Source organism: Cohnella sp. GbtcB17 (assembly GCF_019091135.1).
GTDB lineage: Bacteria > Bacillota > Bacilli > Paenibacillales > Paenibacillaceae > Cohnella.
On the sequence record NZ_JAGXJW010000050.1, the window covers coordinates 49,032 to 64,345 of the forward strand.

Below are 15,314 nucleotides of genomic sequence, written 5' to 3' on the forward strand. Positions count from 1 at the left end.
GAAGTCATGACCGGCATGACAAAAGCGATGACGGCTGCTCACTAGTGGGATCGGGAGCTGCGATTTACGCTTGATTATAGATTCGCCGAGAATACGGAGGTATCGTGATGAGGTTTATACGAATGCAACAGCTGCACTTGATGCTGAGAATGGTGGTCGTGCTGGCGCTGATGCTCGGCAGCGTGCTGCCCGGCGGAGTGACGCGGTCGGCGATGGCCGAGGATCCGCCTGAGGAAACGATGGCACCGCCGGAGGATGTAAGGAATCTGGACTGGAGCCTTATCGATTACAATCGCGTGCAGCTGCAATGGGAGAAGCCCCTGCTGCCCGACAGTGCAGAGGAAGATCCGAATATCGAGAAGTACGAGATTTACGAAGCGGGGTCCGATGAGGTGTTTGCGGAAACGCAGGATACGCATGTCGTCATCGGCGACCTGGCTCCCAAGCGAATTTACAACTTTATCGTTAAGGCCGTGAATACGGAAGGAGGGCGGTCTTCGGGCGAAAGCACATATCCGGGCACTTCTCCGCAATACGCGGCCGAATTGGCGTCAGCCTCCATCGGAGGCGACGACGACCGCATGCTGGCCTTAAGCGCGGATGGCTCAACGCTGCTGCTGGCAAGCGGCGCAGGCTCCTCAATTTATGAGTACAAGACGGCGACGGGCGTACTGCGCGCACTCCCCTTGACAGAAGATGGGGGACCGCTTAACGAGTCGATCAATGGGCTGTCCGTCAGCGGAGACGGTTCGGCGATCGTTTTTGCTACGGCATCCGATAATTTGAAAGGAATTCCGCAGCCGGGCGGAGAGAAAACCGTTTACGCATACGATGTCCACACCGACAAACTACAAGCCGTAAGCCAGCCGGGTGCGAGAAGTACGGAGCCTTCGATCAGCGGCGACGGCAATCGGATCGTCTACGTCGAAGACTCCCAGATTTATCTTTACGAGCGTCAGTCGAATACGCGTGTTCTTGTGAGCGCCAATACGGAGTCGTTGCCGAGCGACGATTTCAACTACCGTCCCGTGATCAGCGCCGACGGCAAGTTTATCGCCTATTATTCGACCGCTTCGGATCTCGCCGGCGTTCCGGCGGATGGCCCGACGCAGTCCTTGATCGTATACGACGCAGAAGCGCATGCCGTAGACAGCTATTCGCAGGAGGCGAGCAGCTACAATCAGCTCGCGATCAGCGAAGACGGCTCCAGGATTGCCTTTATCGCGCGTTACAGCGGCTTTGCGAAGCCCCATGTGTTCGATAGGATTACGGGAGAAACCAAATATCTCAACAACGATCGCCCCCAATCGGAAGATAAAAACAAATCGTATTCGGGCATCTCCATCAGCGGGGACGGACGTACGGTCGCGGCGGATCTTCTGCACCACGACAAGGCGCCGGGCCAAGCGAGCGCCTTCGGAGAACGCTTCGATCTGACCGAAAACCAGGACGGAGGAATCGTCGTCGCGAAGGTTTCGCAAACGTTCAATCCCGCATATACGACGGCGCGCAATACGCTCGATCGCGACGGAAAGCGTCTGTACTTGCTGAACGTGTCGACGCTATATGTCGAGTGCAGCGAGGCGTGCGGTTCCGGCGGGCCTGGCGGCGGCGTCCAGACCTTGTCCTGGAGCGTGCCGGGCGACGCTTGGGCAGGCGATGAGCTGAAGCAGGGGACCACATTAAATCTGCAGGCTTCCGGTAAACCGAGCCTTGCGCTTGAGGCTATCGTCGACTACAGCCTGTTGTCCGAATCGGGACCGCCCGAGAAGAAGCAGACGATCGTCCAGCTGACCGAGGATGCGCAGGCGGCGGGCGTCTATCGCGGACAGTGGCAGCCGCCTGCGGGAACGAACTCCGTCGACAAGCTTTCCGCCAGGGAAAAAAACGCGGGAGATACGGTCTCCGCGCCGGGGACGCCTATTCGGATTGCGGGTACGCTGCGCGTCACCCTCTCCGGAACGGAAGGCCTGCCGGAGGCGATGACGCTGACGGCTGCGCATGAGGGCAAAGCCCCTGTATCGACGACGATTCGGCCGGGCGCGCAGTCGTACGATCTCCCGCTCGCGGCCGGGTCGGCATACACGGTCAAGCTGACGGCGAAGCCCGACGAGGAGAGCGAAATAGAGCTCGCTGCGGCTGCAGGCGTTCAGGTGACAGGCGGCGCCGTGACGCCGCTCTCACTGACGCCGGTGCTGTCGGCGGCACTTCAGGTCAAGGTCGATGTTTACGGCGAGCCCGCTGCAGAAATTAAAGTCATATTTAAGAAAGACGGCAGCGACGAGACGGTCGCCGAGGTCAAGCCGGACGAGAACGGAATCGCGATGCTCCCCGGAAGTCAGACGGCGGGAGAGGCGTTCAAAGTATCGATCGCCGTTCCGGCCGGTTATGTCGCAGACGCGGAGCAGCGTATCGTGCTGCGGCTCGGTGCGAATGCGCTTCGCTTCACCGTTAAAAAAGAAGACGCGGCCGTACGCGAGCTTTTCATGACTTATACAAAGGTGATTACCGGTACAACGTACGAATCGCTGCCGGTGCAGGACAGCGACGCGACGCTCGTCGTGCAATCGGACGCCGGACAGCAATTGGCCGCGGACGTCAACTATTGGTTCTGGGAAAACCAGAATGACGCAGAGCCGGTCAAGCGGACGGCACGCATCGCGCTCGCCGAACAGGAAGGAAGCGGCAGATACACAGGCGGCTTCCGGATCGCGGGCGGCGTATCCAAGATTGAATCGGCTCGCGTTATCTATAATGGCCATGCAGTCGACCGGGATTACCCAATCGGAAAAAACGTCGCCGGCAGAATGACCTTCCGGATGCCTGAGCCCGCCAATCCGCTCGAGGGCTGGGAGTCGGCCGCTGGGGAAAGCTGGCTGAAGGTCGCCTACTTTAAGGACAGATACATGAATTATTCCGCGAACGGCATTCTTGGAGATGACCTGACGCTGACTTTCGACGTCCCGTTCCCGGGTATCGAGTATGCGGCGACGCTGTCGCCCAAGAGCGGCTCGGCGCTCTCCAACCTGCAATTTACTGCCAAGCAAACAGGCTATGGACGCAGTGACTTCATAGATATTCCTGCAGCCTACTTTGTATCGCTGGCAGCAGTTCTGCGATTTGAAGACGGCGCGGAGGGCGGGGCGAAGTATTGGTTGGCAGACCCGGCCGGCGCTGTCGTAAGCGAAGGATCCGCTTGGATCGGCCGGGACAGCAAGCTTAGACTGCCGCTTAAGCTGTCCTCGGGCGGAACCTACCGGCTGAAGCTGTTGCCCAACGATCCGGCGTATCAACCTGCCGAGCAGCCGATCGTGATCGATCGCATTAACGTAAATGCGAGCGTGACCTTGCAACCGAAGCCGCTCGGGAAGCTCGAGGGCGTCGTAAAGGGCAAGGACGGCAAGGCAGCGGCAGACGCTCAGATCGTAGCCGAGCTGCTCGACGACGGCAAGAGCAAGCTTTTCTATGCAAAAACGAATGCCGCGGGCGCCTACTCGCTGCAGCTGCCGAAAGGTCAAATCCTGATTCGCGCGATCGCGACATCGTCCGTTCAGGGCTATCAGAGCCAGCAGGAGTCCGTCCGGATCGCTGCGGGCAAGACAGCGCAAAAAGCGCTTCAGATTCTGGATTTTGCCGATGTGGGCGTGAAGCTGTACACGCTGCAGCCGGGCGGCACCTGGCAGGGACCGATACCGATCGACGCATTGGTAGCAGGCACGTACAAGTTAGGATCCGATCGGATTATCCAGTCGCTGCAATCCCGCATGATTCTGCGCGCGCTGCCCGGTGAGACGGTCCAGATCTGTGCGGACGGCCGGGACCTAAGATTGTCAGCCGAATGCAAGTCGGTCGTAATCGGCGAAGACGGCAAGGCCGAAGTTGAGCTTCGTCTTAAAAACGAATCCTCCAAAGCTGCGGTCCGACTGCTCGGCGAGGACGGACAGCCGCTGACAAGCGCTTTCGTGGAGCTGCTTAACAGCGAAGGTGAATATATACCTAACATTAACTACAACCTTGCGCCAGGCGAAGAGCGCGGCATCCTGACGCTGCAAGGCTCGGGCAGCTATAAAGCGACCTTCTACGCAAACGGCAGCTTTGCGGAAATTTCGTTCAGCACCTCGCAAGGAGAGACGACCGACCTTGGCGTGGTCGAGCTGCAGCCGTACGGCGCGTTCGCGAGCGGCAAAGTCAAGCAGGCTGTGACGGTGTCCGATACGAAGGTGGCGCCCGGCAGCATCACGACGCTGCGCGTCTTGTATCAGAATTATTACGGGCAGACGCTTGCCGCCGAGGATGCACAGCTCGTCGTTGCGCTGCCGGCCGGCGTCGAGCCTGTCGAAGGCACGGCCATCGTGGCCGGCAAGGCGGCATCCTACAAGGTGGAGGGCAGGAATCTGATCGTCCCGGTCGGTACGGTCGCGGACGACAAGCAGCAAAGCGCGCAAGTCAAGCTTCGGTTTGACGAAGCGGTGGGCAACGAGCCCGCGCTCCAGGCTTCCATCCGCTACAAGATGAAGGGCGAGCAGTCAAGCGAGATGTTGGGCATGGCCGTGCTGTCCAAGGTTCGCGTCTCGCTCAGGGCGCCGGCAATGACGGTCAAGCGCCAGCTATCGCTAGGCGGTTCGGCGCCTGCGGGAGCCGCCGTGACGATTTACGACGGCCGGAACCCGATCGGCACCGCCACGGCCAACAAAGACGGTATATGGTGGGCTGACGCGACGCTGACCGGGAGCGACGGCGTCTATGTGGAGCATAGACTAAGCGTTGAAGCCGTCGATGGCGCAGGGGCGCGAGTCACCGGCGAAGAAGCCGTCGTCGTCTACGATCCGAACGATCCAGGTCTGGTATCGATGACGATTTTGTCGAACCACAAGGAAGTAACCTTTAATGTTGAAGGCGGCGTTGCCGTATTTCCGCTGTCACTCGTTAACAACGTCCCGATCTCCTACCGGCTTAACTTCAGGGATCCCGAGCGTGTATACGACGTCCGTGTGCAGAACGGGGATACGCTGTCGCAGGCGGCAAAGGGAACCGACGGCGTCTATCGGGGCGTGATGCCCTTCTCGAGGAACTACGGTCAAGTATGGATCGACTACCGGACGAAGACCGATTCGGCCGAGCTGGCCGCCCGTCCGGCGATTACCGAGGAGGAGCTGCGGAATTCGCTGCCGGCGGAGCTGCGGGATATCGTGGTGACGCGCGTGACGAATGCGGGAGAAGAAACGCCTGACCGCGAGCGGCTGCCGGAAGGCGAATTCGAAGCCGAAGTGCAATTGGCGGAAGGCGTCACGTCCACGATCCGGGGAACGTTTAAATCGGTGACCTATTCGACTGGCGACAAGGATCTGGCTTGGCAAGCGAGCACGGGGCTTTCCGTCTACAATTTCAAGGAGAGCTATAAAGAGCGCAAGGACGGATCGTTGGAGGCGACCGTCAGCTTCATTATGCCGGCCGCTTCGGCTTCGGCCCGCGGGATTAAGGGCGTCTCTGTCGGCGGCATCGCGATTACGCTGAATGGCCTGATTAAGTTTGGGGAAGCCGGATTTAAGGGTTGGTCTGCAGCAAAAGTGGGGTCCAATCCCTTGAAGAATTTTACGCGCGCCCAGGATTTGCTGAAGGCGGCCGAGGCGATATGCGACCCACAGGCCAGAGAATATTATTCGCACTTCGCAAGGGAAGTCGTGTTCGATATTAACGCCCACTTTGCGTTTTCCAACTACCTGAAAGTCATCAAAACTTTAGGCAAAATAAGCGCCGGGCCGGGTTTGTTGTATAGCGCCGCGAGCGAATATGCTTCTATGACGTTCAAGGAAATCGAAAACAACGAACTGGACGAACTCGAAGAACACATTAAAAAATACTCGTGCAAGCTGAAGCCTTATCCGCCGACGGATCGCAAGGATCCGCCGGCAGCATCGCCCAAGTATATCTGGGATCCGAGCGGTTATGTGTACGAAGGCATGCCGTCCAATCGCGTGGAAGGTGCGACCGCTACGGTCATGGAGCTGGTCGGCGACGACTGGACCGTTTGGGACAGCGAGTGGTACGGACAAGAGAACCCGCAGTCTACCGACCGGGAAGGCCGGTACGGATGGGACGTACCTGAGGGCAAGTGGAAGGTTCGCTACGAGAAGGATGGCTACGAGACGGCATACAGCGATGCACTGGACGTACCGCCGCCGCAGCTCGAAGTCAACGTGCCGATCGTCTCGTACGCGGCGCCGGAGGTGGAGTCCGTGCGTCCGGTACCGGGCGGAGCCGGCGTGACTGTGTACTTCACTAAGCCGGTGAATGTCGAGTCGCTTGAGGATGCGTTCGCGCTGAGGGATGGGACAGCGGCGGACGTCACGGGAACGGTCAAAGCCAAAGATGTTTATACGTCCAAAGATGGATTGTCGCTTGCGATGGAGGCCGAATTCGTTCCCGATTCCGCGCTTCGCATCGGTGACAGCTATACGCTGACGGTGCTCGGCATGGTACAGAGCTATGCGCGCGTCCCGATGGGCGAAGACTGGAAAGCGACATTTACGGTGGAAGCCGCCGACACGACACCGCCGGCAGACGTCTCGGCGCTTGCAGGCGGAATGACGGACGAAGGCGCCGTGCTGACGTGGCGCGATCCATCCGACAAGGATATCGCCGCTGTGCGCATTTACTGGAAAAAAGCGTCGGATGCATCGTTCGGCGAACCTGTCACCGTACAGGCCGGCACGATGTGGGGAGCCGTCCCCGGGTTGGACGCGTCTTCCGCCTATGAATTCAAGACCGCTGCCGTTGACGAAGCGGGCAATGAGGCGCGCGGCGTCGCATTCCACTGGACGCCGCAGAGCGTCGCGGACTTAACGGCGCCCATGCCGATCTCCGAATTGGCGGCAAAGGCGCACGGAGACAGTGCGATCCGGCTGACGTGGACCGATCCGCCATCCGTCGATCTGGCGAAGCTGCGTATCGAATGGCGGATCTCCGATTCAGAAGACAAATACGCGACGGCCGAAGTGGAAAAAGGCAAAGGCGAGTTTACGGCCGACGGCCTGAAGCCGCTCACCGAATACGAGCTCCGCGTAATTGCGGTCGATGCTTCGGGGAACGAATCCAAGCCCGTCGGCGTATCGGCCTCGACCGGCGCATCCGGTCAGAGCGGGGGACCGGGCGGATCGGGAGGCGGCGGTCAGAAGGATCCGAACGAGGAGACCGCCGATCTCGGAGAAGCGGGCGCGAGCTTGAGCTTCTTCGGCGGCAAGTTCAAGCTGCAGCTGCAGGGCAGCGGCGGCGCGGCTGGCGCAGCTAAAAAGGTGACGGTATCGAAGGCACAGAATCCTCCCGCCCCGACTGACCCGCATCTGCGTGCGCTATCGGACGTTTACGCCTGGAAGCTTGCAACGGACGGCAAGCTGTCCGCACCGGTCAAGCTGACGATTGCATACGATTCGGCAAAGCTGGCTGGCGGCGATATTCGCAAGCTGGGGCTGTACCGTCAGGATGCTGCCGACAAGACGCGGTGGACCTATGTTGGCGGCGTCGTGGACGGCGCGGCCGGCACGGTGGAAGCGGAGTCGACGGAGCCCGGCGCTTATGCGGTGCTCATCGCCGAGTATACGTTCGGCGATCTGGCCAATCACTGGAGTCGCGGAGATGTCGAGGTGCTGGCGGCGCGCGGGATCGTGACCGGGGATCCGGACGGCTCGTTCCGTCCGAACGGGAAGCTGACGCGGGCGGAGTTCGTGAAGCTGCTGCTGCCGTTTTTTGCAAACCGGGCGGGAGCGAACCAGGGATCCTCCAGATCTTATGCCGATGTGCCGCGGGACGCCTGGTATGCGGAGGCAGTATCGATCGCAACGACGGCAGGCATCGTGCAGGGCGCGGACGGCAAGTTCAGGCCGACCGATCCGGTCACGCGCGAAGAGATGGCCGTCATGCTGTATCGGGCGCTCGGTATCGTCACGGACGATCTGGATCCCGAGAAGCTGCTGAGCGTATTTAACGACGGTGCTAAAGTGTCTGGCTGGGCGAGGATGCAGGTTGCCTATGCCGTCAAGGCAGGGCTGCTCAAGGGCAGCGGCGGCAGGCTGAATCCGGGCGCGACCGCCACGAGAGCCGAGGCGGCAACCGTGCTGCTCCGCGTGCTGGAGGCGCAAGGAAAGATCATGAAAAAAGAATAGCACGCCGGTTCGAATAGGAAAGTCGCTCCTCCGTCGCATGCATGACGCAGGAGCGATTTTTCTGTCGCCATGACTCGGCCCTGCGAAGTCATGACCTGCATGACAAAAGCGATGACGGCTCTTCACTAGTGAAATCAACGACTAAAACTTACGCTAGAAATAGCCATTATCGAAAATAAGGAGAATGATCCGACATGACCGCAGCAGCAGCAGCTCAAAGAACGATACACAATCCGCAAATCGGGGACGCCGTAACCTTCCTGACGACGGCCCAGGAATCGGGGGGCGCTTACGAGTGGGTAGAGGTCCGTCTTCAACCCGGAGGCGGTACGCCCTTGCACTACCATACGACGTTCGAAGAGGAGTTCGAAGCGTTGGACGGCAGGCTGTCGCTCGACTGCGACGGCAAGACGCTGTTGCTGACGCCCGGCCAGAAAGCGGTAGCGCCCCTGGGCTCGAAGCATCGCTTTTACAACCAGGAGAAGACGGAGATCGTGTTCCGTGTGAAGGTGGTGCCGGCTCGCAGCTTCGAGAAGTTTCTGCGCATGCAATACGGTCTCGCCCGCGATGGCAGGACAGGCGCGAACAGCATGCCGAAGAGCATGCTTGAGCTGGCCGTGGTCATCCGCATGGGCGAGAGCTACCTGATCGGTCCGCCGGTCTGGCTGCAGAAGGGCATGTTCGGACTGCTGTACCGGATCGCGCGGTGGCGCGGCGTGGAACGGAGGCTGCTCGCGCTCTATTGTACCGAGACGCCGGGTGAGATAGGCGCCGGCGAGCCGTATGTCGGGATCTCCGGTCGGTGAATGAACCATGATTCGCGCTGAATGCCCCGGCCGGAAGAGGCCGGGGCTTTTCGATCGGATCTGGCGCAATTAGAACGATTCACCCGGATTTGGTACAATAAGCGGACACTCACGATACCAAGGAGAACCTGATGAAACTCGGCTTCGATATCGACGACACGCTGATCAATCTGCGCGAGCACGCTTTTCATTTATACAACCGGAAGCTGGGTACGCAGGTCGACATCGCGCGCATGCGCGAGCTGAACTGCATCCCCATTCACGAGGCGTTCGGACTGAATGCGGAAGAAGGCAGGCAGATGTGGGGCGAGCTTCGCGAACAGATCTACTTCAGCGATTGCCCGCCCTATCCGGGCGCCGTCGAGGCGCTGAACGAGCTGGACCGGCTGGGGCACGAGATTTATTACATTACCGCGCGGGCGCAGGGATATTGCGATAAGACGCTTGAATGGCTGACGGCGGCGGGGTTCCCCGTGCGTCCGGGCAGATTCTACTGCGGCATGGGCGACGCGGAAAAAATTCACGTGATCCGGGAGCTCGCCCTCGACTACTATTTCGACGACAAGCCTGTCGTGCTGGATACACTAGCCGGACTACGTATGCAAGTTTACGTGCGCGACCAACCGTACAACCGGCATGTAACGCTGCCACGTGTCGTATCGTGGGACGAGTTATATAAACTTTTAAGCATTGTTCCGCCTAAGTAGCTGCCGGGCCAAGTATGAACGACTGTCGATAGTTGGTGAGGCTGCGGGCAACATGGTGGTCAAGTATGAACGACGATCGATAGTTGGCGGGGTTGCGGGCATTACGGCGGGCAAGTATGAACGACGGTTGATAGTTGGAGTGGGCCGCAGGCGAAGCTGCGGCTCCGTTTAGTGCTGCGCCGCGTAAGCTTCCGCCTCCGCAGCCGGATCCATGCGTTCGCGGCTCATGAGGAGCGCGGCGGCGAGCGCCAGTACGGCCGGGATCAGACTCCACATAAAGGTGGCCGAAATGGAGGACGAGAGGCCGTCGGTGACCTTGGCCAGCAGGTCGTGCGGAATATGCGAGCGCGCAGCGGGCTCCATCAGCGCATGCGGGTCGCTCAGGTTAAGCCCGCCGAGGCCGTCGGTTCCGGCATTTCCGCCTGCGCCTTCGTTCGCGGCTGCGTCGCTGCCTCCGCCCAGCGCATCCGACAGCTTGCGGGCCATCGCGTGGCTTTGGATGATGCCGAACACCGTGATGCCGAGCGTCATGCCCAGCGAGCGCAGGAAGTTTAGCGTCGAGCTGGCGGAGCCTCGCTTGTTCGCCGGCAGGGCGTGAATAGCGGCGTTGCCCAGCACGGAGAAGGTCGCGCCGACGCCGAGACCGACGAGCACCATATATACCGTGACGATCCAGCGCGGCGTATCCGACGTCAGCGTCGTCAGCAGCGCGATGCCGGCGACGAGAATGACGACGTTCGGAATAAGGATCGTGCGGTAGGACAGCTTGTTGAGCAGGCTGCCGCCGGGCGTCGCGGTCACGACCGTGCCCAGCATCATCGGGAGCAGCACCATGCCCGAGTTGGTGGCAGAGCCGCCCAATACGCCTTGCATGTAGATGGGGATGTAAACCGACGCGGTAATGAAGGCGGCGCCACTCAGCATGGCGAGCGCATTGCTCGTCGCGTACAGTCTGCTGCGGAACATCGCAAACGAGATGATGGGCTCTACTGCGCGCCGTTCCGCCCATACGAACAGCAGCGCGAGCGCGGCGGCTCCCGCGAACAAGCCGATAATTTCCGCGGAGTCCCAGGCGAACGTCTTGCCGCCGAGCTCCATGGCGAACACGAGACAGACGATTGTGCCGACGAGCGCGGCCGCGCCGGTCCAGTCGATGACTTGTCGTTCGTGCTGCGCCGACTCTTTATAGAAGAAGGCGATCATGGCGAATGCGATCAGTCCGAGCGGCAGGTTGATGTAGAAGATCCAGTTCCACCCGATATGATCCGTGATATAGGCGCCGAGCAGCGGTCCAAAGATGCTGGAGAGGCCGAATACCGCGCCGAACAGGCCGCCCAGCTTGCCCCGGCTCTCCGGCGGCACGGCGTCGAACATGATGGTGAACGCGATCGGCACGAGCGCGCCCGCTCCGATTCCCTGAACGGCCCGGAACAGGCTGAGCTGCAGGATCGAATCCGCCGTGCCGCACAGGGCCGAGCCGATCATGAAGCAGACGATGCCGAAAACGAAGAAGCGCTTGCGCCCGTACATATCCGACAGTTTGCCGAAAATCGGCATGCCCGCCATTTCCGCGACCATGTAGGCCGACGTTACCCATACGAATTTGTCGAGACCGCCGAGCTCTCCGATGATGGAGCCCATGGCCGTCGCGGTGATGGAGTTGTCCATCGAGGCCATCAGGATGGAGAGCAGGAGCCCTGCGATCACGATGCCGGTGTTTTGCGTTGTTCGTACCACTCGAATCATTCCTTTGCGCTGGTTTAGTTCTGTTCGTTCTTGCTGTCTGTATTCATTGTATGGGAGCGTCCTTGACAACAGTCTGTCAGTATTCGCGAGATTTCCGTTTACGCAGGGACGATTTTGTTAGATGATAAGAGGAATGGTTTCGAAATAGACAGACGACAGGATGGGGAGCTGGCATGAGCTACAAAATCGTGTTTTTCGATATCGACGGAACGTTGGTGGACGAGGAGAAGCGCATTCCGGAGGATACGCGCCTCGCGATCGCGGAGTTGAAGGCGAACGGGATCGAGCCGGTTATCGCGACCGGACGCGCTCCGTACTTTTTCAAATGGCTGCTGGAGGAGCTCGACATCGAGTCGTTCGTCAGCCTGAACGGCGGCTATGTCGTGTATAAGGGGAAGGAGCTGTACGAGAGGCGAATTCCGATCGTGGACCTGGAAAAGCTCGTCGAGCTCTCGGGACGCGCAGGGCATCCGCTCGTATTCGAGGGCAAGGCGGCCTACCATACGAACTATGAGAACGACGACGGCGTCTGGAAAGCCGTCGATTCTCTTCGCGTGGAGCGGCCCGGGTTCAATGCCGATTTTTGGCGGGGAGAGGGCATTTATCAGGTGTTCCTTCACTGCACGGAAGGCGAGGAAGCTGCCTACTTGCCGGAGCTGCCGGGCCTGCGGTTCATCCGCTGGCATCCGAACGCGCTGGACGTGCTGCCGCATACCGGCTCCAAGGCCGAGGGCATTCAGGCGATGCTGGACGCGCTCGGCATTCCGGCCGAAGAAGCGATCGCCTTCGGTGACGGCTTGAACGACAAGGAGATGCTCGAGCTCGTCGGCCTCGGTATTGCAATGGGCAACAGCCATCCCGAGCTGCTGGCGCATGCGGACTATGTGACGGCGCGCGCGGACGAGGGCGGCATCCGTCAAGGGCTGGTCTATGCGAAATGCATTCCTGACGGCAAGGAGGCGGCGGTGTGAGCTTGGAAGTGAAGTTTTGCTCGTCGTGCGGGTCCCCCATGGAGACGCGCGACGTCGACGGCACGCCGCGGCGCGCCTGCACCGCATGCAGCTTCGTGCATTGGGGCAATTACAGCATCGGCGTCGGCGCGCTCGTGGAGCGCGACGGCAAGATTCTGCTCGTGCGCAGGGCGCAGGAGCCGGGCAAAGGGTACTGGACGAATCCGGGCGGTTACGCGGAGCAGCTGGAGCAGATCGACGAGACGGTGCGGCGCGAGGTGCTGGAGGAGACCGGTATCGAGGCGGTCGTGACGGGTGTGGCGGCGCTGCGGGATCAGCCGAGAGCCGTGCACAACCTGTACGTCGCCTTCTCGATGACGTACGCCGGCGGCGAAGCGGTGCCGGACGGCGTGGAGGTGGACGCGGCGGGTTTCTACTCGCTGGCGGACATGGAGACGATGAACGTCGCGCCGTTCACGCGCTGGCTCGTCGACGTCGCGTTAAAGCGCGGCGGTTCCGCAGGCCTCGCCGTCGACCAAGCGCCAATCGTGCCGCTGCCGGGGTACGGATTGTTTCGCATATAAGCGGCGGTCGGGCCGAAATATGTAGTCGTCCTGCCATAAGTAACCTCTGGGCCGCTATTGCACGCCGGAGTGGGGCCGCGCAGATATACGTAACTTTTGTGCCGCTATTGCACGCCAGAGTGGGGTTTCACGCAGCGATAAGTAACTTTTATGCCGCTATTACTCGCCAGAGTGGGTACATCAAAAAAAGCAGCATCGGGATCGTCGTTTCTGACGCCCGAGCTGCTTTTTTGAAATGCAATGTGTGTTATGACGGGCGCCAAGCCTGCTGCTCCCCGTCTTTTTCCGTGTACAGAACGAGCGTCGGTATGAGCTTCAGGATCACGTAGTCGGGATCATGCGGGCCGTCGAGCCACTTTTCGAAGTAGCCTTTCCACACGTCCGACTTCAGCTCCTCGTCCGTCGAGATCGCGACCTCGCCCTGTACTTCGACGATCTCGCCCGGCCATAGTCGGCCTTCGAGGCCGAGCAGTAAGGACGCCTTCGGATTCGCCTCGAGCTCGTCGACTTTGTGCGTGTCGCGGTGGGTCGCCAGCAGGATCGTCAGGCCGTCGTTGAACACTCTCATATATCGCAGCGAAGGCTGGCCGTCGTGGGCGGTCGCGAACGCCCCGAACTTATATTTTCCTATCGCCTCTGTCAGCTTCTTTTCCAGATCGCTCATGCGGATCAGCTCCCTTCAAAATTGGTCTCGATTATCGTACCCTGAACTTGGAATCGCCAACCAACCGAGCGATCTCCCTCGCGAAGCCGGACTTCGGCCGCGGCCGCGACATTCAGTTTGTGCCGCGAGCGGAGGCCGCAGGATGCGGTTGAGCCCCGATGCTCGGCTCTTCGGCGGAGATGTGCGATAAAATCGCATAACTTGGCTGCGGCTCGGCCCTTCGGCATGAGATGTGCGATAGAATCGCATAACTCGGCCGCTGCTCGGCCATTCGGCGCGAGATGTGCGATAGAATCGCATAACTCGGCCGCTGCTCGGCCTTTCGGCGCGAGATGTGCGATAGAATCGCATAATTCGGCCGCTGCTCGGCCTTTCGGCGCGAGATGTGCGATAAAATCGCATAACTCTGCCGCTTCTGGGCCATTCAGCTTGAGATGTGCGATAAAATCGCCTAACTCCGCTGCTGCTCAGCCCTGCTCGCCCCCTGCGGCGCCAGATGCGCGGCTCATCCGGCTCGAATTGCTGCCGGAAATCCCGCTCGCTCGCCCGCAACACACTTCACCCGCGCTCCCCCTCGCCGGCAAGCCTCTCATAGGAAGAACGATACGCACGGGGCGCAAGCCCCGTGATTTTTTTGAACACATCCAGGAAGTGGCCCCTGTCCTGATAGCCCACCGTCTCCGCGATCTCCTGAACGGACAACCGCGTGTGCCGCAGCAGTTCGCAGCTTCGTTCGATCCGCAGCCGCTGGACGTACGGGCTGAAGGCGAGCCCGGTCGCTTTGGCGAACAGCCGGTAAAAATGCCGCTCGCTCATACCGGCCGCTTCAGCTGCCTGCGCAGCCGTGATCGGCGAGGCCAGAGAGGCGCGGATGAAGGCAAGCGCGTCCTCGATACCGCCCGCATATCCCGCATGTCCCGCACGTGCGTCTTCCCGCTCGTCCGCAAGCCTCCGTTCGATCTCCGTCAGCAGCACGACGAACAGCGCATAGATACGAGTCTCGTAGCCTGTTCGCCGCCCGACGAACTCCGAGTAGGCCGTCGAGAAAAAGGCATCGAAGGCGCCGGTCCGGTCCTGCAACTTCCGCCAGCCGCCGCCGTCTCCCGGCGCAAGGTCCAGGCAAGCCAGCGCATGCTCAAGCCGTTCCAGTCCCGGGAAGCCGCGAAGCGCTTCGGCCATACGTTCGGCCTCGAAAATAAAATTGTAAACGACAAGCGGCTTGCCCGCGCTCGCCGAGCTTGGACGGAACACATGCGAAGCGCCAAGCGGCAGCGTAAAAAGGTCTCCGCGGCGCACGCGCAGCCGCTCTTCTCCAATATATTGATGCCCTTCGCCTTCGCCGACGTAGCAGATCTCCGTAAACTCGTGGGCATGGTAGCTAAGCTCGTACGATTCGGAAACGCGATTGATATGGAAGGGCAGCCCTCCGTCGAAAAAGAGATGCGACGGCGTAACTTCGATTCTGCGCTTAATCATCGCGTGTGCCACTCCCCCCGATATCGAACTTGCGCCGGCTGGACCCATTCCCTGCAGCAGAAGAGTCGATGACACCTCCACACCTCCACACCTCCGCACACCTCGGCAAACCTGCGCAAACATCCCATCTTCCCATTATGGCAGGATACACCGACTTGATGGCAGTATCAACCCTTTTCTTGATCGGTCGTCCAGCTACAATGAAGGATAAGAAGACATACG

At 60.3% G+C, this 15,314-nt stretch carries 8 protein-coding genes; 5 read left to right on the forward strand and 3 right to left on the reverse strand.

Features of this window, described 5'->3' with window-relative positions; all coding sequences use genetic code 11:
• Nucleotides 1-122 precede the first annotated feature (122 nt).
• The 3 genes from KVT38_RS24450 to KVT38_RS24460 all read left to right on the forward strand — a co-directional run bounded on the left by KVT38_RS24450 (nucleotide 123) and on the right by KVT38_RS24460 (nucleotide 9,672).
• Nucleotides 123-8,159 (forward strand): S-layer homology domain-containing protein, encoded by an 8,037-nt coding sequence (locus KVT38_RS24450; protein ID WP_217596362.1) that lies wholly within the window; start codon nucleotides 123-125, stop codon nucleotides 8,157-8,159.
• A gap of 194 nt (nucleotides 8,160-8,353) precedes the next feature.
• Nucleotides 8,354-8,965 carry a cupin domain-containing protein gene (locus KVT38_RS24455; RefSeq protein ID WP_217596363.1) on the forward strand — a complete coding sequence of 204 codons (612 nt, stop codon included), beginning with the start codon at nucleotides 8,354-8,356 and terminating at the stop codon, nucleotides 8,963-8,965.
• A gap of 131 nt (nucleotides 8,966-9,096) precedes the next feature.
• Nucleotides 9,097-9,672 carry a 5' nucleotidase, NT5C type gene (locus tag KVT38_RS24460; protein WP_217596364.1) on the forward strand — a complete coding sequence of 192 codons (576 nt, stop codon included), beginning with the start codon at nucleotides 9,097-9,099 and terminating at the stop codon, nucleotides 9,670-9,672.
• 168 nt (nucleotides 9,673-9,840) lie between these two features.
• Here the strand turns inward: KVT38_RS24460 and KVT38_RS24465 are convergent, their stop codons facing one another.
• Nucleotides 9,841-11,418 carry an MDR family MFS transporter gene (locus KVT38_RS24465; protein WP_217596365.1) on the reverse strand — a complete coding sequence of 526 codons (1,578 nt, stop codon included), beginning with the start codon at nucleotides 11,416-11,418 and terminating at the stop codon, nucleotides 9,841-9,843.
• 173 nt (nucleotides 11,419-11,591) lie between these two features.
• Here KVT38_RS24465 and KVT38_RS24470 point away from each other — a divergent pair, with 173 nt between their 5' ends.
• Complete coding sequence (locus tag KVT38_RS24470) at nucleotides 11,592-12,389, forward strand: Cof-type HAD-IIB family hydrolase (protein WP_217596366.1); 798 nt, start codon at nucleotides 11,592-11,594, stop codon at nucleotides 12,387-12,389.
• A gap of 2 nt (nucleotides 12,390-12,391) precedes the next feature.
• Nucleotides 12,392-12,952, forward strand: a complete 561-nt coding sequence (locus KVT38_RS24475) for an NUDIX hydrolase (RefSeq protein WP_217596374.1) — start codon at nucleotides 12,392-12,394, stop codon at nucleotides 12,950-12,952.
• A 247-nt stretch (nucleotides 12,953-13,199) separates the two neighbouring features.
• Here the strand turns inward: KVT38_RS24475 and KVT38_RS24480 are convergent, their stop codons facing one another.
• The gene (locus tag KVT38_RS24480; protein ID WP_217596367.1) at nucleotides 13,200-13,616 is read right to left on the reverse strand and encodes a pyridoxamine 5'-phosphate oxidase family protein; all 417 of its coding nucleotides are present in this window, start codon (nucleotides 13,614-13,616) and stop codon (nucleotides 13,200-13,202) included.
• Between the two features lie 558 nt (nucleotides 13,617-14,174).
• Complete coding sequence (locus KVT38_RS24485) at nucleotides 14,175-15,092, reverse strand: AraC family transcriptional regulator (RefSeq protein WP_217596368.1); 918 nt, start codon at nucleotides 15,090-15,092, stop codon at nucleotides 14,175-14,177.
• Between the last annotated feature and the right edge of the window lie 222 nt (nucleotides 15,093-15,314).

Coding starts and splice junctions, on each gene's coding strand:
- KVT38_RS24485 (WP_217596368.1), bottom strand. CDS start 15,092: ATGATTAAGCGCAGAATCGAAGTTACGCCGTCGCATCTCTTTTTCGAC.
- KVT38_RS24455 (WP_217596363.1), top strand. CDS start 8,354: ATGACCGCAGCAGCAGCAGCTCAAAGAACGATACACAATCCGCAAATC.
- KVT38_RS24470 (WP_217596366.1), top strand. CDS start 11,592: ATGAGCTACAAAATCGTGTTTTTCGATATCGACGGAACGTTGGTGGAC.
- KVT38_RS24480 (WP_217596367.1), bottom strand. CDS start 13,616: ATGAGCGATCTGGAAAAGAAGCTGACAGAGGCGATAGGAAAATATAAG.
- KVT38_RS24465 (WP_217596365.1), bottom strand. CDS start 11,418: ATGATTCGAGTGGTACGAACAACGCAAAACACCGGCATCGTGATCGCA.
- KVT38_RS24450 (WP_217596362.1), top strand. CDS start 123: ATGCAACAGCTGCACTTGATGCTGAGAATGGTGGTCGTGCTGGCGCTG.
- KVT38_RS24460 (WP_217596364.1), top strand. CDS start 9,097: ATGAAACTCGGCTTCGATATCGACGACACGCTGATCAATCTGCGCGAG.